Consider the following 23,551-nt stretch of genomic DNA (forward strand, 5'->3'; position numbering starts at 1 on the left):
AATTGTTTGATATTTGTAATGTGATATTTGTAATTTCAATAATTCAATGAACTTCCAACAAAGCAAATCCCCTCTGGGGATAACCAAAGCCTGGTCCTCTGGGCCAGGATTTTTACGAAATCCTGCTTGACCATACGGTCGGTTCTGTGCCAGCTTTGTCGCCGCCGGCGTTCTACCCGAGTCTGTTGGCATTGTGAGCAAACAAAAATGTTGCTTTATCCGAAAAAAGCATGCAAAAGTGTCTCTTTTGCGGGACCTAGGAGTAGGCCCTCCCAGTTAACGTCCTGAAATAGCTAGATGTGCTTCACCGGCACGGCTTTTGCTGGAAGTATCTTTCGCTGAAAAGAGCCTATCAAAAGGAAACAAACCAGAAAGAGTGACCATGGCAAAGTCTTCGCTCAGGATTATCTGCTTTTGCTGCCAGAATGTTCTCACGGGGGAACAAGATCTGGCCGGCAGGGGGCGAATTTCATTTGAGCCAACCATCAAGATCGTTGCGCTCCCCTGTAGCAGCAAAGTAGAGACCCTTGCCATTATCAAGGCCTTTGAATCGGGAGTAGACGGCGTAATAGTCCTCGGATGTCCGGACGGTAAATGCCATCTGTTGGGAGGAAACGAGAGGGCACGGAGAATCGTCAACTACACGAAGGCGCTGTTGGAGGAGATAGGTATTGAAACCGATCGCCTGGAGATGTATCAGCTCGGAACACCCGAATGGCAAGGATTTGATCAGGTTTTCGAGACCATGATCAAGAGAATAGATGCCGAAAAAATACCACATTGAAACAGAGACGGCAGCGCCGCGATTCGTTCCCATCGGGAAAAGCACGATCCTTGATTGGGAAGCGGGATGCCTGCGTTGCTTCAAGTGCGTCAAACGTCAGTGCATATATGATGCATATAACAAGCGGACGTTTGACGTCAGACAGCTCTCTGACACAATCGACAATATCTGCAAGAACTGCCTCACGTGTGTTCAGTCGTGTCCGGGGCAGGTAATCACCAAGATCATTAACCCGGAATACATGGCCATGGGCGATTCCTACTGGACTCCGGATATCATATCCAGACAGTGGGACCAGGCTTCGACCGGGAGCATACCTGTATCTGGCGCCGGCTATTCAGGCCCTTTTTCCGGCCCTGGGTTTGATGACATGTGGACGGATATGTCTGAAATCGTCCGCCCCACCCGGGATGGAATTCACGGCAGGGAATACATAAGTACATCGGTGAGCCTCGGAAAAAAGCTCACATCCCTGACATTCGACGATCATGGAAATCCTATCCTTGATACGCCCAAAAACATCGAGATCCCCATTCCAATAATATTCGGGCAACTTCCCTTCGGCAGCCTGAGCAAGGACGTCTATATTGCTATGGCAGAGGCCGCCATGGAGTTGAATACTCTTATCGAGATTCCTGTGGAGGCATGGGATGACCATCTCCAAGCGTTCAAAACCCATGTGATACCCGTAATGTCTCCGGGACAAGTGGAGACTCACGGACATCTGATTGAGACGGCACAGGTCATCGAGATCCTGGACTCGGGTAAAAGTGAAACTGATGTGGTCCTCAAAAAGCTAAGGGGAAAACATTCTGATGCAATGCTGATGCTAAAGACCCCTCTGAACGAAACATGCGGAAAACGCGTTGAAGCGCTGACAGATGCCGGAGCCGACGTTATCCATATTTTTGCTGACAGGAATGGAAAGGTGAACGGCGCAAACAAGCCCGGCTTTATGAAGGACATCGTAAGACGGGTGCATAACCATCTGGTCGATAAGGGTATCAGAGACAGCATAACGATTGTGGCCAGCGGGGGCATTGCCATGGCCGAGCACGTAGCCAAGGCAATCATATGCGGGGCCGATGCTGTCGTAGTCGACATCCCCCTTCTTCTGGCCCTTGAGTGCCGTATCTGTTTGCGGTGCGAACAAGGCCTCCCCTGCCCGGTTGAGATAGAGAATGTCCACCCCAAATGGGGTAAGACCCGTATCATGAATCTTATGGCAGCGTGGAGGAATCAATTATTAGAAGTACTGGGCGCCATGGGGCTTCGCGAGGTGAGGCGCTTGAGAGGAGAAGTTGGACGAGCCATGTTTTTTGAAGATCTTGAGGCACAAACGTTTGGCAAAATCTTTGGATTGAAAAATTGAGGAATCAAGGAATTGCAAACATTTACAGGGTGTTGGAGTAGTGGGGTGATGGATTATGCAAAGCAGTGAAAATCCAGAACCCGAGAGCAGTATCGAGCCTCACAGTGCTCCAGTACTCCAGGACTCCAACGCTACAGTTTTCCCAGAGGTCAGGAGAACGCCGAGCCGATTCAGAAATGCCATCGGAAAGTACAGGCTCCGCAGAAGCAGCGCGTGCGTGGCCTGCGGCAAATGCGCTGAGGTCTGCCCCTACGGCGTACACAAAAAGCGCAACAACAAGATGGCCAAACCCAAGGACTACCTGTGCATCGGATTTAGCTGCAACAAATGCGTGACCGAGTGCCCGGAAAACGCACTTTCCATGGAAGAGAATCCTCTGGCCGGAGTGATTGGAGACCGGAGGTGGACGCCGGACCTTCTGATCAGTAGCTGGTACATGGCAGAGACGGGTGAGGCGCCGCCGGGAGACATAGAATATAAGATCGGAGATTCAGGTGGCGGATTTGACAAGCTCCGCTTTCACTATACGAAGGAACCCACAAAAGAGCTAGATGAAACCGGGTTTTCAACAAAGATCCCGCTCAACAGGCTGAACGACGGACGCGCTGATGTTCAAATCGACATTCCTGTTTACGGCGGAGGGATGTCTTACGGATCGATCAGCCTGAAGGTAATGGTTGCAAGAGCAAGGGCCTGGAAGGCCTGGAACTCGTTTACGTGCACAGGAGAGGGGGGCTATCCCGAAGAACTCTACCCCTATGACGACCACGTCATAACCCAGGTGGCGACAGGGCTCTTCGGCGTACGGGAGGATACGATACAGCGGGTCAAGATCGTTGAATTCAAATATGCCCAGGGAGCCAAGCCGGGTCTTGGCGGACACCTTCTGGGAGACAAGGTGACCGCTAAAGTGGCAAAGATGAGGGAAGCGGTCCCGGGAAGCTCTCTCTTTTCTCCCTTTCCGTTTCACAGCGTCTATTCAGTGGAAGACCACAAGAAGCATATCGACTGGATCAAGGAGATGAACCCGGAGGCTCTGGTATCGGTAAAGGTCTCAACACCGACTGACGTGGACATGGTGGCCGTGGGGAGCTACTATGCCGGCGCTCATATCATACACCTTGACGGAAGTTACGGAGGCACGGGCGCGGCCCCTGAAATCGCAAAGAAAAACATCGCCATGCCCATAGAATATGCCATCGTTAAGGTTCACAACTTCTTAAAAGAAGAAGGCATACGCGATAAGATAACGGTCATTGCAAGCGGCGGCATCCGCACTGCCCATGATGTTGCAAAGGCGATCGCCCTTGGGGCGGATGGCATAGTCACAGGGACATCAGAGATGGTAGCGCTTGAATGTATCCGCTGCAAGAATTGTGAAAGTGGTCGCGGATGCGCCCGTGGGATTGCCACAACAGATCCTGATCTGACCGAGCTCATTGACGTGGATTGGGCGACTCAGAGGCTTGTCAATCTCTTTGCCGCCTGGCGCAAGCAGCTTGTCGGTATATTGCAAAGGCTCGGGATGCGCGACATCAGGGAATTGGTGGGCAGGACAGATTGTTTGAGGCATCTGGATTATGGTTGAGTTGTTGAGTAGCTTCAGGGATTCGACTACTTGACTGCTCAACTGATCGACCGATAGACGACTAGACTATATTCATAGACAGATGAAAACGTCCTTTGCAGACAAAATCACTTGCTCTCGCAAGAAGCTCTACCCCGTGCCTCTGCCCCCACGATACAAGGGAGCAGAAGAGGGGGGCTGCGGCGTTACAGGCTTTGCCTGTTCGGTCCCCGTGGGAGGCAAACACATCTTTGAGCCCTCTCGTCTGATGCACAACCGCGGAAATGGAAAAGGTGGCGGCATAGCGGCTGCCGGGTTGAGTGCCCAAGACATGGGAGTTGCTGATGATGTGCTCGATAATTGTTACCTTATCCAGATCGCCCTTTTGGACCCCGGTGTACAGCGGAAAGTTGAAGGACAATTTATCGCCCCTTTCATGGAGATTGCCGCCGGCCAAAGGATTCCCACGGTCGATGATTACCGTGACGTCAAAGGTCTCGAGGTCAAACCCCCGGATGTGTGGCGATACTTTGTGAGAGTCAAACAGGATGTTCTGACAACCTTTGCCGAAAAAAACGAGCTGGATGAGATGGAGCCAAGAAAGGTGGAGGATGAATTCATCTGGCAAAACACTATCCAGCTCAACCGTGCCTTCTACGAGACCCTGGGGGACAAGCAGGCCTTTGTTCTTTCTCAAGGCCGCAACATGATGATTTTAAAGATCGTGGGATATGCGGAACAGGTGGCAGAATACTACCAACTGGAGGACATAAGGGCACACGTGTGGATTGCTCATCAACGCTACCCCACCAAGGGACGGGTATGGCACCCTGCAGGCGCCCATCCCTTCATGGGCCTGGATGAAGCCCTTGTGCATAACGGTGACTTTGCCAACTACTCTTCCGTGGCAGAATATCTGAAACAGAAAAACATCTATCCCCATTTTCATACAGACACTGAAGTCAGCATATTAGTCTTTGACCTCCTGAATCGCGTCTATGGCTATCCATTAGAGTACATCATCGAAGCCCTTGCTCCGACAACCGAGATGGATTTTGATCAGCTTCCACCTGAAAAACAGGAGGTCTACCACCTGCTTCAGTCCATGCACATCCACGGTTCCCCTGATGGTCCCTGGTTTTTTATCATCGCCCGAAATCATTTCTACCGCAAGATGTTCCAGTTGATCGGCATAACCGACACCGCCATGCTCCGTCCGCAGGTCTTTGCATATCATGACGGCGAGGTTCAGGTGGGTCTCATATGTTCGGAAAAGCAGGCCATAGACGCAACGCTTGCGAGCCTTGCCCAAGAAGACAATCGTATCGGCACGGTTGCCGATAAATACTGGAATGCACGAGGGGGGAGCCACACGGACGGAGGGGCGTTTGCCTTCAGCATAACGGATGATCCTGAGAATCCGGGACAAAAGCGCATGGTGTGCACGGACAAGTTTGGAAATGAGGTAGCAATACCAAAAAACCGGCTTGCCTGTGACGTGAGTCTGGCGATAAGCACACCGGACGACTCGGATACGCTGGCAGACAAGATCGCCGAACACCTCGGTCAAGGAGATGCAACCGGGCTCTATAACTTTGTGAGAAAACAGATTCCCACAACAGATTTTGATACACTCCGATGGTGCTGCAAGCGGATAGGCGAAGAGGCCGAAAAGGACGACATAGGAAGACAAGCAGCCATTGACGCTCTTACACTCCTTAACGACATGCAATATGCCACCGGAAAACTGAAGAGAAGTTCTCTGCTGCGTATCATAAGAAGCACGCTAAAAGAGATATTCGGAGCTGTCGCCCCGATAGGTTCTGATGACAAAAGCACCTTTCGTTTGATCACCTGGCATACCAGGGACAAGCTGATTGCGCCTGCAGGCAAGCAGGCCACCCTCGTCTTAAACGCCAGCGGCTTCCCTCCGGAGGGGGATGAGTGCGATGCCCGGCTGGTCTGGGCTGCCTATGCCATGGGGTGGAAGCGATTTGTTTGCTACGGATATCGGGGACAACGATTCCTCGGGTGCGGGTTGGGTCCCGGAACCGAAGGTGTGCAGATAGATGTCTACGGGAGTTCAGGTGACTACCTTGCATCAGGGATCGACGGTCTGACAATCAGCGTACACGGAAACGCCCAGGATCAGCTCGGCCAGATACTGAAATCCGGCAAGTTGGTCATATACGGCGATGTGGGGCAGACATTCATGTACGGCGGAAAAGGAGGGGACGTCTATGTCATGGGAAACGCTGCCGGCCGCCCCCTGATCAATGCCGTGGGCCGACCAAGGGTGGTTATAAACGGAACCGCACTGGACTATCTGGCGGAATCCTTTATGGCAGGCGACGCCCTGAAGGGTGGCGGATTTGTCATAGTCAACGGCATAGAATTCGATCACCAAGGCGCCGTCCGGCCGCAACCGACGCCTTATCCGGGTTCCAACCTCTTCTCGCTCGCTGCCGGAGGGGCCATATATGTCCGTGATCCACATGGAATGCTGGTAGAGGAACAATTGAACGGGGGCGCTTTTGGCGAATTAACCCGAGAGGACTGGCGACTAATACTGCCCTATCTTAAGGAGAACGAGCGCCTTTTCGAGATATCCGTTGAGGATGCCCTCCTTACGGTGGACGGCAAGAAGAAGCGTCCGGAAGAGGTTTACCGCAAGATTGCTCCTCTCAAGATGAAAGAACTCGCCAAGGCGACAGTAGTGGAGTGACGAGAAGGAATACCGTGCAAGTACAAAACGACATAACAAAAATCGAATCGGGTTTTGCAAGACAGGTGGTCCTGGATAGCGGCGTGGACCTCTTTGCCTGCTACCAGTGCGAAAAATGTACCAACGGATGCCCGGTCACATTTGCCATGGATTATGAGCCCCATCGGGTCATCAGGATGGTTCAACTCGGCCTCAGACAAGAGATTGCCCGGGCAAATACTATATGGGTCTGTGCTTCTTGTGAGACCTGCGTTACCCGATGTCCGCACGGGATTGATATACCAAAGCTCATGGACTACCTTAAGCAGTCGGTATTGAGTCAAGGAGACAAACCGGCTGAAGGGGCTGTCGCGGCCTTTCACCAGGTCTTTTTGGAAAACATCAGAAGGTTCGGTCGTGTCAGTGAAGCCTTTTTAATGGGCGCTTATCAATTAGAGAGCGCAAAGGCTGAAAAGAAGATTGATGTAAAGGAGATGATAAGTAATCTCAAACTCGGCATTGAGATGCTCAAGAGGGGTCGTCTCGGGTTCATGCCGAAAAAAACCGGGGCAAAGGAAGCAGTAAAAAAACTCTTTGCAAACGAGAAAATTTGAACTTTGAACTATATCGGAATTTTCGATTTGTTTACGGCTGACGCCTTGAGGACAGCACGGACTTCGATGTTTGGATGTGCGGCTCGCGCCTTGAGAACAGCACGGATCTATTCAGAGCGGCTGAATATCATATGAATAGGCCGTTATTGATGAGCAAATTCGATTTTATGAGGTATTGACGGTTAACAGTATGGACGTAACGTATTATCCGGGTTGTTCTTTAGAGTCTTCAGCAAGGGACTATGACGAGTCAACAAGGGCTGTGTGCGCCTCCCTGGACATACATCTGCACGAACTGCCCGACTGGACTTGCTGTGGAGCCACCTCAGCACACAGCCTGGATGAGGAACTGGCGGTCATGCTTCCCGCGCTGAATCTGTCAGGAGCCGAACGGTTGGGGAATCACATGGTGGTCCCCTGCCCGCTTTGTTTCAACCGTTTGAAACGGGCACAAAAAGAGGTCAAATCCAGTCTCCGCATATATGACCTGGCCTCGTTCATAGGGCAAGCTGAGTGGCTGGAGAAGATACGGTCACGTCTCAAGTTTCCTCTCGATGCCATAAGAGCTGTCTGCTACTACGGCTGCATGGCAAACCGTCCTCCCAAGGTGACAGGGAGCGTTGATTATGAAAACCCCTGTGACATGGATAACATTTGTGAGGCCCTTGGGGTTGATGTCAGGCCGTGGTCGTATAAGACGGACTGCTGCGGCGCAAGCTTTTCCGTGTCTCGCAAGGATATCATGTATAACTTAGTAAAGAAGCTTTATGACAAAGCTCTGGAAGCAGAGGCGGAGTGTATCGTTGTCTCCTGCCAGATGTGCCAGGCAAATCTCGATTTATACCAGAAAGATATCTCGATGCATTTTATGGAGAATTACAATATCCCGGTCTTTTATTTTACCGAACTGATCGGACTGGCCCTCGGACTCAAAGGAGCTACCACATGGCTCAAACGCCACATGGTGGATCCGATACCGTTTTTGGAGAAGAAAGAGCTGTTGAGGCAGTGACAAATACGAAGACAAAAGAGCCAACGGGCGCAGTAATGGTGGTCGGCGGCGGGATCGGCGGCATGCAGGCATCCATTGATCTGGCTGAAGCAGGATACCTGGTTTATCTCGTGGAGCGAAAGAGCTCTATTGGCGGCAGGATGAGCCAGCTCGACAAAACCTTCCCTACTAATGACTGCGCCATGTGTATGCTCTCTCCAAAGCTCATCGGTTGCGCGAGCCATCCCAATATAAATATCATAACCTTGGCAGAACTTATCGGGCTGGAAGGATCAACGGGGAATCTGACTGCTCACGTTAAAAAGTACGCCCGTTACGTGGACGAGGATAAGTGCGTTGGATGCGGCATATGCGCACAAAAATGTCCGGTAAACGTTGATGATGAATACAACGAAGGATTACAAAGTCGCAAGGCGATCTATCTGCAATACCCTCAAGCGGTCCCGCTCGTATACGCAATTGACCGGGAGCACTGCATTTACTTCAAGAAGGGGAGGTGCCGGGCCTGCGAGAAGTTCTGCAAGACCAGCGCGATCGATTTCAACCAAACCGATGAAGAGATCTCAGTGAAGGTGGGATCGCTCATACTTGCGCCCGGCCTTGATCTCTTCAAAGCAGAAAGAGCGCAGGAGTATGGCTATGGAAGATATCAAAACGTTGTCACCGCCATGGAATTCGAGAGGTTCATGTCGGCAACCGGCCCGTCGGATGGGCACATACTACGCCCTTCAGACAGAACAGTGCCGGAAAAGGTTGCATGGATACAGTGTGTCGGTTCCAGGGAATCTATCAGAAGCGGCCGAGAATTTTGCTCCTCGATATGCTGTGTGGCTGCCACAAAGGAGGCTGTCATGGCAACGGATCATCATTCGGGACTCAAGGCCACTATCTTCTATATAGACTTGAGGGCCCAGGGCAAGGGATTCGACGCTTATTGCGAGCGTGCAAGGAAACAAAGCAACGTTCGTTATGTAAGATCAATGATATCACGCGTGGCGGAAAATCCAATAACCAAAGATCTTGTCCTTTCATACCAGAATCCCGAGACAGGTGAAAAACGAGAAGAGACGTTTTCCATGGTAGTGCTTTCCGTCGGCCTTGCTCCATCTTCTGAAGCCGGCCCTCTTGCAGAACGACTCGGGATCGATCTTAACCCCTTTGGGTTTGTCAAGACTCAAACGGGAGATCCCCTGAGCACGTCACGAGAAGGCGTTTATGTGTGCGGGGGGTTTGAGGGCCCCAAGGACATACCCGAGACCGTGACCCAGGCAAGCGCTGCTGCTGCGCGGGCAACGCTTCCCATTGCTTCTGTTCGGGGATATGAAATCACCTTTCCTTCTCTTCCTCCGGAGCGTTCTCTCTTTGGGCGCGAAACGCGAATCGGCGTGTTTGTCTGTTGCTGTGGAACAAACATTGCCGGAGTCGTTGACGTGGAGGCCGCAGCTAAATATGCCCGGCAACTACCGGGCGTGGTTCTGTCAGACGTTTTCCTCTTTGCCTGCTCCACCGATTCCAAGGTGCGGCTCAAAGAACTTATTGAAGAACATGATCTCAACCGCGTGGTGATCGCATCGTGTTCCCCTAAAACCCATGAACCACTTTTCAGGGCTACCATGCGGGAAGCCGGTCTTAACGCCTATCTCCTGGAAATGGCAAATATCAGGAACCAGTGTTCGTGGGTACATGCAGCCGCACCGGCATTGGCCACACAGAAAGCCAAAGACCTGATTCGAATGTCCGTTAAGCGCGTTGCCCTTCAGAAACCGATTACGAGCAAACGCGTTCCCGTGATACCTGCAGGTCTTGTGGTAGGCGGAGGCCTTGCGGGTCTTACAGCGGCACTTACACTGGCTGATCAAGGGTTCGAAACCCATGTTGTGGAGCAATCTGATCACCTCGGAGGTCGTCACATTGACAGCCCGCTGACCCTTGAGGGATTTGATGCGGCAAAACATCTCAGGGAACTCATACAAAGGGTAGAAGAGCATTCGCGTGTCACCGTGCATACCAGGGCCGTGGTAGAGGCATTCACCGGACATGTGGGAAGCTTCCTTACCAGTATCCAGAAAGGTGACGGAACACGAGTATCTGTCCGGCACGGCACGGCGATTATTGCTACGGGAGCAGAGGAATACCGGCCCGGCGGCTATCTGTACGGAAGGAATTCTCATGTCATTACACAGAGTGAGCTAAATAGTGACATTGAAAAGCAGCCGGAGCTTGTAAGGTCTTTCCGCTCGCTGGTCATGATACAATGTGTCGGCTCAAGGACCGAGGAACATCCATATTGTAGCCGCGTATGTTGTAGCCAGGCTATCGCGAATTCCATAAGGCTTAAAAACTCAAACCCGGATATGGATGTGATCGTCCTGTATAGAGATATTCGATCATTCGGGTTCAAAGAACTCTTCTACAAGGAGGCCCGCAAGCGGGGGGTTATCTTCGTCAGGTACGAACAGGAAAGGCCCCCCGAGGTCTTTGAAAATGAGGGCGCCCTGAAGATCAGTTTTCTTGAACCTTCGCTGAGACGCAAGGTGATTCTCATGCCTGACCGTATCGTGCTGAGTGCGGCGCTCAGGCCTCATAGCATGGCATCTCAGATCGCAGGCATCTTCAAGGTTGCGCGTGATGATCAGGGATTCTTGCTCGAGGCGCATGTCAAGTTGCGACCGCTCGATTTTGCCACGGACGGTATGTTCCTGTGCGGGGACGGACATAGCCCCAAGTTTCCAGAGGAAACAATAGCCCAGGCCGCAGGCGCAGCAGGCAGGGCCATGTCGATCCTTTCAAAAGACGCTATGTATGTGGGGCCGTCCTCGGACGTAGATCCGGATCTGTGCGCGGCCTGCATGACTTGTGTGCGCACGTGCCCCTATCATGTCCCCTTTATCAACGAGGACGGCGTCTCTCAAATCGATCCTGCCCGTTGCAAGGGGTGCGGAATGTGTGCGGCCGAATGCCCGGCACAGGCTATTACGGTCCACCACTATACAAGCGAACAGATTGAGGCAAAAATACAAGGGTTGTTTGAGAAAAAAATGACCAAGGTTCAAAGTGCTTTGAGTTAGTGGAACACGGGGACCTCAGAAACGTCAGACTATGACTGAAAAATTTGAACCACAGATTATTGCATTTTGTTGCAACTATTGCTCATATGCCGCGGCAGACCTGGCAGGGTCGATAAGAATGTCCTATCCTTCGAACATAAAGGTCATTCTGGTCCCGTGCTCCGGACGCGTGGACCCCGTTTATCTGCTTCGCGCACTCGAGGAGGGGGCAGACGGTGTTTATGTGACCGGTTGTATGGAAGGTGATTGCCATTTTCTTACCGGGAACTTCAAGGCAAAGAAGCGGGTTTCATATATCAGAAAGATGCTCGATGAAATAGGCATTGAACAGGATCGCGTGCAGATGTTCAACATGTCCGCCTCTGATGCCCCCGAATTTGCTCGGGTGGCAAAAATGATGACAGAAAAAATCCGGGCGTTGGGGCCGAACCCGATAAAGCAGAAAGATTGAGAATTGAGGAATTAACGCAACTATGATTATTCTTATCCCCGAATCCCTAAATTCCTGAATCCCTAAATCTATAGGAGTTTTTGCCATGATTGTAGGAGAACACAAGCCCATCAGAGAACTCGTTGCAATGATCGAGGGATACGACAAGATCCTGATGGTCGGTTGCAAGGGGTGTGTGACGGTCTGTAACGCCGGCGGCAAAAAAGAGGTGGCCATACTTGCGTCTGCCTTGAGGATTGCGCGTCGTAAACAGGGCAAACCAATAACTATTGACGAACTTACCCTCGACCGCCAGTGTGAACCCGAGTTTATCGCATGGCTGGATGATCCCATCAAGAAAAACGACTACGACGCCATCATATCACTCGCCTGCAGCATAGGACCTCAATATATTGCTGAGGCATTCGACACAATGGTTGTTCTTCCCGGGCTCAATACGAGTTTTATGGGAGGAACGATTGAACATGGGATATGGGGAGAATATTGCGCTGCCTGCGGGAGTTGCGAAATCCAAAATTTCGGCGGGCTGTGCCCGATTACCCGTTGTGCGAAGGGGCTTCTTAACGGGCCTTGCGGCGGCTCCGTGGACGGGAAATGCGAGGTGAACAAAGATCTGGATTGTATTTGGGAGCTTATCTATAAGCGCATGAAAAAGCTGGGACAGCTTGATCGACTGGGACAAAAAATCGCCGCCAAGGACTGGTCAACAAGCCTGTCAGGAGGCCCGCGCAAGATCATCAGAGAGGACTTGACGATATGAAGGCAGAGACAAACCTCCAAGAAATCCTTGCCCGGGGAGAATTTGCGGTCACCTGTGAGTACGACCCTCCACGCGGCGTTGATGTAGGTTCAATACTCAAGAATGCAGCCCGACTCAAGGGAAAGGTCGATGCGGTCAATGTCAACGATAATCCAACCGCCAAGGTCAGGATGTCGAGTTGGGCTCTGTCAAAAATGCTGCTCGATGTGGGATTGGAACCGATCTTCCAAATGACTACACGGGATAGAAACCGCATTGCTCTTCAGAGCGATCTTCTGGGCGCTTCTGCCCTGGGAATTCAAAATGTTCTCTGTCTTACAGGAGACCACCCGGCAAGAGGAGATCACCCCCAGGCCAAAAAGGTCTTTGATCTTGACTCCATCCAGTGGATTGCGGCAGTAAGAGAGATCCGAGATCAAGGGTGTCTGATGAATGGCACGAAGATCTCCGGAAGCCCGCGATTTTTTATCGGAGGGGTTGCAAATCCCTTTGTTCAATCCCTTGACTTGCATATTATCCGTCTTGAGAAAAAAATCGCAGCAGGCGCAGAGTTTATTCAAACCCAACCTGTACTTGAGATGGAACCTTTCAAAAAGTGGTTGAACCAGGCAAAAAATCATGGTTTAATAAATAAATGTTCTGCAATAGCCGGGGTCATTGCGCTCAAATCAGTCAAAATGGCTCAGTACCTGAGAAATGCGGTCCCGGGGATCATGATACCCGATACGGTCATGGATCGTCTTGGCGCTGTTGCCGAAGAGAAACAGCAAGAAGAAGGCATGAAGATCTGCATTGAGAACATAGAAGAGATCAAGCAGACAAAGGCAGTCAGGGGGGTCCACATCATAGCCATTGGGTGCGAGGAAAAACTTCCAGAGATTATAGAACGGGCAGGGTTGCTGCCGCGACCGAATATATCTTGATGACAACTTATCCTGAGGGTCTAAACATGGTTCTGGCAGGCGACGTTGGCGGGACCAAGACAAATCTGGGCCTCTTTCTTAAGGGGAAAAGACGTCCTCTGCCAAAAGCAATTGAGACCTATCCCAGCCGAAAAGCGCTCAATTGCGAGCAAATCATTGAACAGTTTCTTAAAAAACATCCGGTTCCCATTAGCAGTGCGTGCCTTGCTATCGCCGGCCCTGTAGAAAACGGACGCTCTAAGGCCACCAACCTGCCGTGGACTGTCTCTGAGAGAAAAATCAAAAACCGCTTTGGCTGGGACAAAGTGCGCCTTATCAACGACCTGGCCGCCACTGCTTGGGCGGTTCCTGTTCTGACCGAAAGGGAGTTTTTTGCACTGAATCGACAAAGGCCGGCAAGAGGCGGGAATCTGGGGCTCATTGCACCCGGCACGGGCCTTGGTATGGCGCTTGCGGTTTCAAAAGACGGACAATATGTTCCGGTGCCTTCCGAGGGGGGCCACAGCGATTTTGCCCCCCAGAGTGAAGCTGAACTGGCCTTGTGGCTATATCTCAGCCAGCGTGTTGGTCACGTGAGTGTAGAAAGGGTGTTGTCAGGACCCGGGCTGTTTATTATTTACTGCTGGTTGAAATTTACCGGTCAGGGTGCGGAGCCTGAATGGCTAGCCGAAAAGATGAACGCAAACGATCCGTCACAGGTCATCGCCGAAGCGGCCCTTGTGGATGAGCAGCCTTTGTGCGTGAAGACTCTGGATCTGTTCGTGTCAATATTCGGGGCTGCGGCAGGAAACCTGGCGTTAACAGGGCTCACAACAGGAGGCGTTTACCTGGGAGGCGGGATACCGCCGAAGATCCTGCCCAAGCTCAGGGAAGACATTTTCATGAAGGCATTTACGAACAAGGGGAGATTTAGATGGATACTGGGGCGGGTCCCGGTTCGAGTCATCATGAACGACAAGGCGGCCCTGCTGGGGGCGGCATGTTGTGCTTTTGAATAGCAGGTCAGACAAAAAATCTCAGCCAGCCTGTCAGATGAACGCCCCGCATTGTCGCGTTCAATTGACCTATTGTGTCCCAACAAAAAACGGCCGAAAGTAAGACTCATCCTGCTCTGATGCCTGTGTGATCTGATCCAGCAAGCGCGGTTTGTCCTCGGGAAGGCTGCCGTAAAGGTTGATGTAGTTCGTGTAGTGATCACTGGTCAGGGTCGTGGCAATGGTGAGTCCTTCAAGAAGGACCTTTGTTTCCTCCAAGACCCCGTGAGGGGTGAGCATTTCAAATCGTCCTGCCTGAACGTCTTCCAAAAGCGGTGTGTTGATCTTCGGGACAAAGGTCCGTAACCGCAAAAAATCGGGCGCGATTTCATTGATCACCCGAGCCGTTTCTTCAGCATGCTCACGAGTCCTTTCCCTCCCCCCAATGCCCAAAATCACGTACAGGCTCAGCTCAATGCCCGCGGCCATGACCCACCTGCCTGCTTCGATTTGCTGCCGGGCATGGGTTCCCTTGCGTATACGCCTTAGGACTAGGTCGTCGCCCGATTCGATCCCGACGTGAATGCGCCCGAGGCCTGCTTTGGCCAATCGCTCAAGTTGTATTGGCCCTTTCTTGTGGATAAACTGCGAGGATCCGTATACGGTGATCCGGTCAATAGTGGGGAAAGTCATCTTGGCAAAAGAGCATACCTCAGCCAAATCCTTTGTATTCATGGCAATGGTATTCCCGGCAGGAAGAAACATGGTCCGCACGTGAGGACCGTAGATCTTTTTTGCTTCCAGCATGTCCTCCTTGATATCATCAACGGGACGCACACGGTACCTGGGGCCGTCCTTGTAGACCATGCAGAAAGTGCATCGGTTGTGAGGACATCCGATGGTTGCCTGGATCAAGAGCGAGTCGGCCTCGCTGGGCGGGCGGTATATGGGTCCTTCATAGCGCATAGAAGCCCTGATTTTCCTTGAAGAAGCTGGCTTAGTTTGATAAATTTTAAATTAAATACATTCGTAACAAGTCTAATATAGAACACATGTCATTCATTGCAAGGCGCAAACAAACTCGGCAGATATCAATCGGCGGCGTGAAGGTCGGGGGTGGCGCTCCGATTACTGTCCAATCCATGACCAACACCTTCACGCACGAGATCGGCGCCACTGTGGCGCAAATTCATCGCTTGGAGGCTGCAGGCTGTGAGCTTGTGCGGGTGGCAGTGCCGGATGCTGCGGCCGTTGAGGCTATTTCCTCCATAAAAGAGCAAATCTCAATTCCCCTCATTGCCGATATTCATTTTGATTACCGGTTGGCCCTGGGGGCTGTGAGGGCCGGAGCCGATGCCCTCCGGATCAACCCGGGAAACATTGGCGGGGCCAAGAAGGTCAAGGCCGTGGCCAAACTGGCCCAAGAGCGGGGCATTGCCATTCGCATAGGCGTTAACGCGGGGTCACTCGAAAAAGAGATCCTGAAGAGATACGGCTCTGCCACACCCGAGGCCATGGTTGAAAGCGCCCTTCGCCATATTGAATTTCTTGAGTCTTTTGACTTTCGCGACATCAAGCTCTCTATTAAGGCATCGGACGTAGCCCGCACTGTGGAAGCTTACAGGCTTGCCGCATCCAAGACCGATTTTCCCCTTCACGTGGGCGTGACCGAGGCCGGCACTCTGGTCTCGGGCACAGTGAAATCGGCCCTGGGCATTGGCATTTTGCTTGCCGACGGTATAGGAGACACCATTCGCGTTTCCCTCACACGAGATCCGGTCGACGAAGTGCGGGTGGGATTTGAGATCTTAAAGGCGTTGAAGATCAGACAACGCGGACCGGACATAGTTTCGTGTCCCACCTGCGGCAGATGTGAAATCGACCTGGTGGATGTGGTGGAACGGGTGGAATCGGCCCTGATCACGAAAGCCACGCCAGTACAGCTTGCCATCATGGGATGTGTGGTGAACGGACCAGGGGAGGCGCGAGAGGCAGACATCGGCATCGCCGGGGGCAAGGGACACGGGGTTCTGTTCAAGAAAGGCAAAGTGGTGCGCAAGGTGCCGGAAGATAGACTCGTTGAGACCCTCCTTGAAGAAGTGGAAAAATTGGAAAAGACATGAAAACAGAAAAGACAGCAGTTACGCCAACACGGCACGAAGACTACCCGGAATGGTATCAGCAAGTGGTCAAGGTATCGGATCTGGCTGAAAACTCGCCGGTGAGAGGATGCATGGTCATCAAGCCATGGGGCTATGCCCTTTGGGAAAACATAAGAGATGTTCTCGATGACATGTTCAAAGAAACAGGGGTCAAGAACGCCTATTTTCCCCTTTTCATACCAAAGCGGTTCCTTGAAAAAGAAGCGGAACACGTGGAGGGGTTTGCCAAGGAATGCGCTGTTGTCACCCATCACCGTTTGGAAGAAGGCGAAGATGGGAGCCTTGTCCCGGCAGGACCGCTAGAGGAGCCTCTGGTGGTAAGGCCTACATCGGAGACGATCATAGGAGAGTCTTTTTCAAGGTGGGTAACCAGCTACCGGGATCTCCCGCTTCTCATCAATCAATGGGCCAACGTGGTGAGGTGGGAAATGAGGACTCGCATCTTCTTAAGAACAAGTGAGTTCCTCTGGCAAGAAGGGCACACGGCCCATGCCAGCCCGGAAGAGGCCATGGAGAGAACCCGCCAGATGCTTGATATCTATGCAAGGCTTGCTCAAGACTATCTTGCCATCCCTGTAGTCAGGGGCGAAAAAACCCCTGCCGAGCGGTTTCCCGGGGCGGTCAATACGTATTGTGTGGAGGCCATGATGCAGGACCGAAAGGCCCTTCAGGCAGGGACTTCTCATTTTCTGGGACAAAACTTTGCCAGGGCCTCTGAGATCAAGTACCAGTCAGCGCGAGAAAAGGAAAAATATGCATGGACCACATCCTGGGGGGTTTCCACGCGTCTGATCGGCGCTATTATTATGGCACACGGCGATGACAACGGTCTTGTTCTGCCACCCATGATCGCGTCGTCTCATGTGGTTCTCATGCCGATTGTCAAGAAAGCCAAGGACAGAAATCTTGTTATGGACTACACCCATGCCCTGGCCCTGGAGTTGAGAGAACTGAGGTGCCATCAGCGCAAAATCTCCGTGGAAATCGATGACAGGGAAACAGGGACAAAGGGGTGGGATTGGATCAAGAAGGGAATACCGCTGCGCGTGGAGATAGGGCCAAGGGATATTGCCCAGGACTCGGTCTTTGTGGGCCGAAGGGACCGTGGCCCCAGAGACAAGGAATCGATCCGGCGTGATGAGTTTGTGAAGACTATCGTCCCCGTGTTGGATGACATCCAGAAAAACCTCTTTGATCGAGCCTTGCGATTCAGGAATGAGAACACCGTGCATATTGATTCCAAAGATGATTTCTATGATTTTTTCACACCTGATGATCCGGCAACACCTGAAATCCATGGGGGTTTTGCCCTTGCTCATTGGTGTGGAGATCAAGGCTGCGAGGAAAGGATCAAGGAGGATCTCAGTGTCACTATTCGATGCATTCCCTTTTCGGACCATACCGAGAGCGGAGCCTGCATTGTGTGTGGGGCTAACAGCAACAACCCCGTGATATTTGCCAAGGCCTATTAGGTTATATGATTCGTATCACCGACATCCTGGACCGCATCAGCGCCTACCACCCGGAAGCAAATTTGGATTTGGTGGAACGCGCCTATGTCTATTCGGCCCGTATTCATGATGGCCAGGTCAGACTCTCCGGCGAACCCTACTTGTCCCATCCCCTTGAGGTGGCTGGACTGTTGACCCAACTGAAGCTGGACACAATCAGTGTTGCCGCCGGGCTCCTCCATGATGTCTTAGAGGACACCAACACTACTGCCGAGGAACTGACAGAGATGTTTGGTCCACAGGTTACCCACATTGTGGAGGGGGTGACCAAGTTGAGTAGCCTGTCTTTCAGGAGTTCTGAAACACGGCAGGCCGAAAGCATCCGCAAGATGATTCTGGCAATGGCCGATGACATTCGCGTTATTCTAATTAAGCTCTGTGACAGGCTCCATAATATGCGGACACTCCAGTTCCAAAAGGAATACAAACAGGTCAGGATAGCCCAGGAAACCCTTGACATTTATGCCCCCATCGCAAATCGCCTGGGCATCTACTGGATCAAAAACGAACTTGAGGACATCTCGTTTTTGTACCTTTTTCCCCACGAGTACCGGGAAATTGCAAACCTGGTGGACACAAAAAAAGAGGAACAACAAAAACACATCGAGACAATGAAGGAAATCATCCGCAACAAGATGACCGAAGCACACCTCGACTGTGAAATTAAGGGCCGGCACAAGCATTTCTATGGAATCCACCAAAAAATGATGGCGCAACAGGTGAGCTTTGAGAATGTGTATGACATCCTTGGCTTCCGCATCATCCTTGATACTGTTCAACAATGCTACGAGGCCCTGGGGGTCATACATTCCATATGGAAGCCCATCCCAAAACGCTTCAAGGATCACATAGGAATTCCCAAGCCCAATATGTATCAATCCCTCCACACCACAGTGATCGGCCCTTTTGGCGAGCGTGTGGAGATCCAGATCCGTACGAAGGAGATGGACCGGGTGGCCAGGGACGGCATTGCAGCCCACTGGCAGTACAAAGAGGGAAATGCCGTTGATGAACACGATGGTCAGGTTTTTGCCTGGCTCCGCAAACTTGTTGAGGAGCAGAAATACGTCAAGGATCCCGACGAATTCATGGAGACCGTGCGGATTGAACTCTTCCCTGACGAGGTCTATGTTTTTACTCCCCAGGGTGACGTGTTGAATTTACCAAGAGGGGCCACCCCTGTGGATTTTGCTTATGCCATCCATTCCGAAGTGGGCAACCAGTGTATGGGCGCAAAAGTGAACGGTCGCATAGTTCCTCTGAAATATGAGCTGAAGACCGGGGAAAGGATTGAAATCACCACATCCACAAATCACAGTCCCAGTAAAGACTGGCTCAGCTTTGTAAAAACGGCAAGAGCGCGCTCCCGGATACGCCAGCACATCAAGGCCGAGGAACAAGAGCAGAGCCTGGCGCTCGGGCGTGAAATGTGTGACAAGGCCTTTAGGAAATACCATCTGAGCCTGAACAGGCATATCAAGTCAGGCGATATTGAAAAGGCTGTTCAGGATCTTGGCTACAAAACGGCAGACGACCTGATTGCCGGAGTAGGATACGGCAAAGTCACACCCTTACAGGTGGTCCGGTACTTTGTCCCCAAGTCTGAACTAATGGAGCCAAAAGAGAGTATTGTTGATAAGCTTAAGGAACGTATCCGCCGCCCAAAACCCAAGTCAGGCATCCTGGTCAAGGGCGTGGACAACGTCCTTGTCCGCTACGGCAAGTGCTGTAACCCTTTACCTGGCGATCCTGTTGTGGGATACATAACCCGGGGCCAGGGAATAACGGTTCATCGCACAACGTGCATACAAGCCCTGAACATGGATTCAGCCCGTCGGATCGAACTCCAATGGGCGCCGGACGCAGATGAACTCTACCCTGTGAAGATCCACGTGTTTTGCCAGGATAAGATGGGCCTTCTTGCCAGCATTACGGCAGCTTTAAGCGAGGTCGAGGCAAACATTCTGGATGCCAGTGTAAAGACGCGGGCGGACATGAGGGCGGAGTGCCACTTTACAATATCAGTATCAGGCGCTGCTCATCTGGACAGAATCATAAAATCAATAAAAAAGATCAAACACGTCATCAGCGTAAGCCGCATTGCAACCTAGGAGGGAAGGCAGATTTTGGATTCAAGCTTTCCCAATGAAGCTCCCCGCGGCAAGCTGCGGGGTATCAAAGCGGAATCTCGCCGTAGTTCGCCTTGCCTTCGCGCAGCGCAGGCGCTTGCGCCGCGTGTCATCCCTGCAGCAAGTCGCCGACGCGCCATAGCAATGGGCGAGGGTGCGCTGCAGGGTATTCCGGCGAAGGCGAATAAGGCCTCAGGACGGTTTTTCTACCAGCCCCGACCGTATGCACCTTGTACATACCTTAATTCGCTTGACTCGCCCATTGCGGACAGCACGAACCTGCTGCAAATTCGGGTAAAAGCGTCGCTTAGTCGCGTTGTGGGCATGGCTAACGTTGTTGCCGGTCATTGGTTTCTTTCCACATATTTCACAGACTTTTGCCATTTCATGGTCCTCCACAGAACACACATAAATTAGACCCCACCCTGAGTTGCCACAAACTTTTTATTTACTGTAAATGAATAGAGAATGCAAATTCTTTTTGCAGATTTGTGAACCTCGATAGAATGTGACGATGCCGTGTGGATGACCTTTGAATGGTTGACAGGAATGGATAAATCTGTTAAATAATATATTAATATTGATCAGGCATGAAGCCTGTCGCGATTTAGACCAGATTTTTTTCGCATCTGTAGAAACTGAAGCCACGAAGGCCATCTTTCTCTGAAAAGGAAAAGGTAACTCGTGGTTTTTTTGTTTTTTTGGCTTGGACGAGCGAAAAGGCCCTGCGAGCGGCTGTTCGGACTATCAAACATCATTTGTTTAAAAGGGGCCTTATGCCTGAAACGACTCTGAAGATCTCTCCGATCTATCGGCTTGACCTGCTTCGTATGGTGGCATAATTCATACCAGAGAGCATACATTATGAATGAAATAAAGTATGAGCCAATTGGAATCATTCATTCTCCGTTCAAAGAACCCCAGGGAACCCCAATACAACCGGCAGGCGCCAAGGGTATCGATGGAAGGGTTGAGGTGTTCCCGGAATATGCCGAGGGCCTAAAAGACGTTGAAGGGTTTTCTCATATTTTCTTGATATACCACTTTCACTTGTCCAAAAAGACCTCATTGAAAGCGAAGCCATTCATGGATTGCAAAGCACGCGGGGTCTTTGCAATGCGAGGCCCGAGCAGGCCGAACCCCATAGGGATCTCAGTGGTGCGTCTTGTCAGGATTGAAGGCAACATACTGCACATTCAAGATGTAGATATTGTAGATGGAACGCCCCTTTTGGATATCAAGCCGTATGTGCCGAAATTCGACATAAGAGAAGTAGAGAAAATAGGATGGCTTGAGGAAAACGTGCGCAAGCTTTCAACATCAAAGGATGATGGAAGGTTCGTAGAATGAAAAAGGAGAAGACTCACATGGCAGAGAAAAACGAACTTGTTCTTGACGACTTCACGGATGTTACGGACTACATTTTCAAGGCTCTCGAAAAAATCAACACCCTCTTTGCCTCCTCATCTCTCACTGAAGAAGAGAAGTCCAAGCTGGGAAGGCTCGGCCGGTCAATACACTCGGCAAGTCACGAGATGGATCACCTTTTTCTCTCCTTGGAATCAGTTCCAAACGAACTCAAAAAGGCGCTCCAAGCACATTACGGCCACTAGATCAAAGCTTCGCCTCCACAAGACTCCATCAGACCTTATGAGGTCATGTCTCGAGCCTCGCTCTGCCTTTCTTCCCCCTCCACCAAAACAGAACCCCACAACCCCCAAAGATAATACAAACCCCCATCAAAGCCTTTTCGTATCTGCAAAAAGTGCTTTTGCTTGTTTCTCCGGGTTGCTCCTTTTCTCGCCACACCAGTTGCTCGTTGACCGGCACGTTGACGTCAAGCCGATGCCCCATCTCATCGTCCAGCAAGACTTTCCAATCACCCGGGACATCAGGAAAGAAACAGAAACGGCCGTTCCTATCTGTCCTGCCGGTCTGAAAAGCTAGCTTAGCGCCGGGCGCCGAAATCCTCACCTTGGCGTAACTCATGGCTTCGTCCGTGTCATACCGGGCAGTCACCACCAGGCCACCCTCTCTCACCGCACCCTTAACGCCATGAGCGTAAAGTGGCATCCGGCCTATGAAGACCATAAGTACAAGCAAAATAATCATCCCACTATATTTCACGGTCTTGTCTTCTCCTGCTACCAAAATAGAGATAGGCCAACATACCTAAACCGATTGTTCCCAACCCGAACAGAGACGTAACGGGTCTGCTCCTGATGCAGAAATAGATAATCCACAAATTTCCCAGGATAAAAAGCAAAGGGGTTAGTGGATATCCGACCGTCCCGTAGTCTCTAACCAAGGAAGGTTGCCTTATCCTGAGTATTATCATTCCCAGGACCGTCAGCATTGCACACAATGAAAGGGTAAAGCCGATATACAAAAGCAGCTTGCCAAATGATGCCGTCAGGGCCATCATAATGGCAATCCCTGCCTGCAGTAGGATGGCATGTGCGGGCGTCCTGCGAAGGCTGTTGACCTTGCCAAAAATCTCAAAAAACATGCCGTCTTTTGCCATGGCGTAATAGACCCTCGGCCCGGCCATAATCATAGCGCTTAGAACCGACAAAAGGCTTATGGCAATGGCCCCACTGAAATACTTGCTGATATGCTCCCCAAACAAGGAAACCGCAGATTTTGCCCCGACTTCAAGGACGCCGCTCATCTCCTTTGCAGGCAGTGCGTAAATGAAAACAACGTTTAAGACCAAATAGAGACATATGACCAGAAGCGTGCCCGTAAAGAGAGCCAGTGGTATATTTCTACTCGGCCTCTTGATCTCGCCTCCAAGGTAAGCAGCAGCATTCCATCCACTATAAGCAAATGAGACAAATATGAGCGATATGGCAAACTTGTCTCGAAATACGGAGTTCATCTCTAACCCTCTGGAAAAATTGGATGTTGTGCCATGCCCCACAAAAAGTCCAGCCACAACAAAGGCAACGATGAGGCCCACTTTAAACAATGTCAACCCGTTTTGCACCCTAGTGCCGAGGAAAAGACTGTGATAATGAATCAGCGAAAAGGTGATGATGATAGCTGTTGCCAACATAGTCATTGGTGAGACTGTAAGAATAGCCACCCCAAAAAAGGGAATGCTAAAGGTAAATTCCGGGATAAGAGAGGTTGGCAACGCGCGGAAAAAATACGTTGCAAAGGCAATGGAAGCTGCTGCGATAGGGGCGGAAAATCCCACGACCAAAGAGATCCAACCGGAAAGGAAGCCCATGCATTTCCCAAAGCTCTCCCGCAAAAACACGTACTCTCCGCCTGCCCTGGGGAACATGGCCCCCAGTTCCCCGTAGCAAAGGGCCCCGCAGAGGGCAAATATGCCGCCAACAAGCCAGCAGAGAAGCATGGTTTGAGGATTGCCGAGCTCTTCCATAATGAAACCGGAAGTCGTGAATATTCCAGTTCCCACCATGTTGGCAACCACCAAAACAGTGGCCGAAAAAGGACCGATTTCTCTTTTCAGCTCACTATTATTCAACGTATTTTTCAAGGCTGTCTACCG

20 protein-coding genes are annotated in these 23,551 nt (G+C 51.3%); 16 read left to right on the forward strand and 4 right to left on the reverse strand.

Annotation, left to right across the window (positions count from 1 at the left end; translation table 11 throughout):
- Positions 1 to 382: 382 nt before the first annotated feature.
- The 11 genes from JW883_15435 (at position 383) to glk (ending at position 14,253) form a co-directional block, all read left to right on the forward strand.
- Positions 383 to 784, forward strand: a complete 402-nt coding sequence (locus JW883_15435) for a hydrogenase iron-sulfur subunit (GenBank protein MBN1843658.1) — start codon at positions 383 to 385, stop codon at positions 782 to 784.
- Positions 762 to 2,156 carry a hypothetical protein gene (locus JW883_15440; GenBank protein ID MBN1843659.1) on the forward strand — a complete coding sequence of 465 codons (1,395 nt, stop codon included), beginning with the start codon at positions 762 to 764 and terminating at the stop codon, positions 2,154 to 2,156. Before JW883_15435 ends, JW883_15440 begins: the two co-directional genes overlap by 23 nt.
- Positions 2,157 to 2,211: 55 nt before the next feature.
- The gene (locus JW883_15445; GenBank protein MBN1843660.1) at positions 2,212 to 3,744 is read left to right on the forward strand and encodes an alpha-hydroxy-acid oxidizing protein; all 1,533 of its coding nucleotides are present in this window, start codon (positions 2,212 to 2,214) and stop codon (positions 3,742 to 3,744) included.
- 82 nt (positions 3,745 to 3,826) lie between these two features.
- The gene (locus JW883_15450; GenBank protein MBN1843661.1) at positions 3,827 to 6,448 is read left to right on the forward strand and encodes a glutamate synthase; all 2,622 of its coding nucleotides are present in this window, start codon (positions 3,827 to 3,829) and stop codon (positions 6,446 to 6,448) included.
- A 14-nt stretch (positions 6,449 to 6,462) separates the two neighbouring features.
- The gene (locus JW883_15455; GenBank protein MBN1843662.1) at positions 6,463 to 7,041 is read left to right on the forward strand and encodes a 4Fe-4S dicluster domain-containing protein; all 579 of its coding nucleotides are present in this window, start codon (positions 6,463 to 6,465) and stop codon (positions 7,039 to 7,041) included.
- A gap of 190 nt (positions 7,042 to 7,231) precedes the next feature.
- Positions 7,232 to 8,053: a CoB--CoM heterodisulfide reductase iron-sulfur subunit B family protein gene (locus JW883_15460; protein ID MBN1843663.1), complete on the forward strand. Its 822-nt coding sequence runs from the start codon at positions 7,232 to 7,234 to the stop codon at positions 8,051 to 8,053.
- The gene (locus JW883_15465) at positions 7,987 to 11,121 is read left to right on the forward strand and encodes a CoB--CoM heterodisulfide reductase iron-sulfur subunit A family protein (GenBank protein ID MBN1843664.1); all 3,135 of its coding nucleotides are present in this window, start codon (positions 7,987 to 7,989) and stop codon (positions 11,119 to 11,121) included. The genes JW883_15460 and JW883_15465 overlap by 67 nt, the downstream gene beginning before the upstream one ends.
- Before the next feature lie 31 nt (positions 11,122 to 11,152).
- Positions 11,153 to 11,572 carry a hydrogenase iron-sulfur subunit gene (locus tag JW883_15470; GenBank protein MBN1843665.1) on the forward strand — a complete coding sequence of 140 codons (420 nt, stop codon included), beginning with the start codon at positions 11,153 to 11,155 and terminating at the stop codon, positions 11,570 to 11,572.
- An 85-nt stretch (positions 11,573 to 11,657) separates the two neighbouring features.
- Positions 11,658 to 12,332 carry a methylenetetrahydrofolate reductase C-terminal domain-containing protein gene (locus tag JW883_15475; GenBank protein ID MBN1843666.1) on the forward strand — a complete coding sequence of 225 codons (675 nt, stop codon included), beginning with the start codon at positions 11,658 to 11,660 and terminating at the stop codon, positions 12,330 to 12,332.
- Complete coding sequence (locus JW883_15480; GenBank protein ID MBN1843667.1) at positions 12,329 to 13,255, forward strand: methylenetetrahydrofolate reductase; 927 nt, start codon at positions 12,329 to 12,331, stop codon at positions 13,253 to 13,255. The genes JW883_15475 and JW883_15480 overlap by 4 nt, the downstream gene beginning before the upstream one ends.
- Before the next feature lie 26 nt (positions 13,256 to 13,281).
- Positions 13,282 to 14,253 (forward strand): glucokinase, encoded by a 972-nt coding sequence (glk, locus tag JW883_15485; GenBank protein MBN1843668.1) that lies wholly within the window; start codon positions 13,282 to 13,284, stop codon positions 14,251 to 14,253.
- 66 nt (positions 14,254 to 14,319) lie between these two features.
- On the opposite strand, the gene JW883_15490 is transcribed toward glk, so the two are convergent.
- Entirely contained in the window at positions 14,320 to 15,195 is an 876-nt protein-coding gene (locus JW883_15490; GenBank protein ID MBN1843669.1) for a B12-binding domain-containing radical SAM protein, read from the reverse strand.
- 95 nt (positions 15,196 to 15,290) lie between these two features.
- Here JW883_15490 and ispG point away from each other — a divergent pair, with 95 nt between their 5' ends.
- The 3 genes from ispG to JW883_15505 are packed head-to-tail and all read left to right on the forward strand — an operon-like array spanning position 15,291 to position 20,013.
- The gene (ispG, locus tag JW883_15495) at positions 15,291 to 16,352 is read left to right on the forward strand and encodes a flavodoxin-dependent (E)-4-hydroxy-3-methylbut-2-enyl-diphosphate synthase (GenBank protein MBN1843670.1); all 1,062 of its coding nucleotides are present in this window, start codon (positions 15,291 to 15,293) and stop codon (positions 16,350 to 16,352) included.
- A complete protein-coding gene (locus tag JW883_15500; protein ID MBN1843671.1) occupies positions 16,349 to 17,863 on the forward strand; it encodes a proline--tRNA ligase in 1,515 nt (504 codons plus the stop codon). Before ispG ends, JW883_15500 begins: the two co-directional genes overlap by 4 nt.
- Before the next feature lie 5 nt (positions 17,864 to 17,868).
- Positions 17,869 to 20,013: a bifunctional (p)ppGpp synthetase/guanosine-3',5'-bis(diphosphate) 3'-pyrophosphohydrolase gene (locus JW883_15505; protein MBN1843672.1), complete on the forward strand. Its 2,145-nt coding sequence runs from the start codon at positions 17,869 to 17,871 to the stop codon at positions 20,011 to 20,013.
- A 210-nt stretch (positions 20,014 to 20,223) separates the two neighbouring features.
- Here the strand turns inward: JW883_15505 and JW883_15510 are convergent, their stop codons facing one another.
- Positions 20,224 to 20,415, reverse strand: a complete 192-nt coding sequence (locus tag JW883_15510; protein ID MBN1843673.1) for a 50S ribosomal protein L28 — start codon at positions 20,413 to 20,415, stop codon at positions 20,224 to 20,226.
- A gap of 480 nt (positions 20,416 to 20,895) precedes the next feature.
- Between JW883_15510 and tsaA the strand changes: the two genes are divergently transcribed.
- A complete protein-coding gene (gene tsaA / locus JW883_15515) occupies positions 20,896 to 21,381 on the forward strand; it encodes a tRNA (N6-threonylcarbamoyladenosine(37)-N6)-methyltransferase TrmO (GenBank protein MBN1843674.1) in 486 nt (161 codons plus the stop codon).
- Complete coding sequence (locus JW883_15520) at positions 21,378 to 21,644, forward strand: hypothetical protein (protein ID MBN1843675.1); 267 nt, start codon at positions 21,378 to 21,380, stop codon at positions 21,642 to 21,644. The genes tsaA and JW883_15520 overlap by 4 nt, the downstream gene beginning before the upstream one ends.
- A 43-nt stretch (positions 21,645 to 21,687) precedes the next feature.
- On the opposite strand, the gene JW883_15525 is transcribed toward JW883_15520, so the two are convergent.
- The gene (locus tag JW883_15525; GenBank protein ID MBN1843676.1) at positions 21,688 to 22,158 is read right to left on the reverse strand and encodes a hypothetical protein; all 471 of its coding nucleotides are present in this window, start codon (positions 22,156 to 22,158) and stop codon (positions 21,688 to 21,690) included.
- Positions 22,148 to 23,461 (reverse strand): amino acid permease, encoded by a 1,314-nt coding sequence (locus JW883_15530; protein ID MBN1843677.1) that lies wholly within the window; start codon positions 23,459 to 23,461, stop codon positions 22,148 to 22,150. The genes JW883_15525 and JW883_15530 overlap by 11 nt, the downstream gene beginning before the upstream one ends.
- Positions 23,462 to 23,551: the final 90 nt, after the last annotated feature.

It is taken from the genome of Deltaproteobacteria bacterium, assembly GCA_016930875.1.
Lineage (GTDB): Bacteria > Desulfobacterota > Desulfobacteria > Desulfobacterales.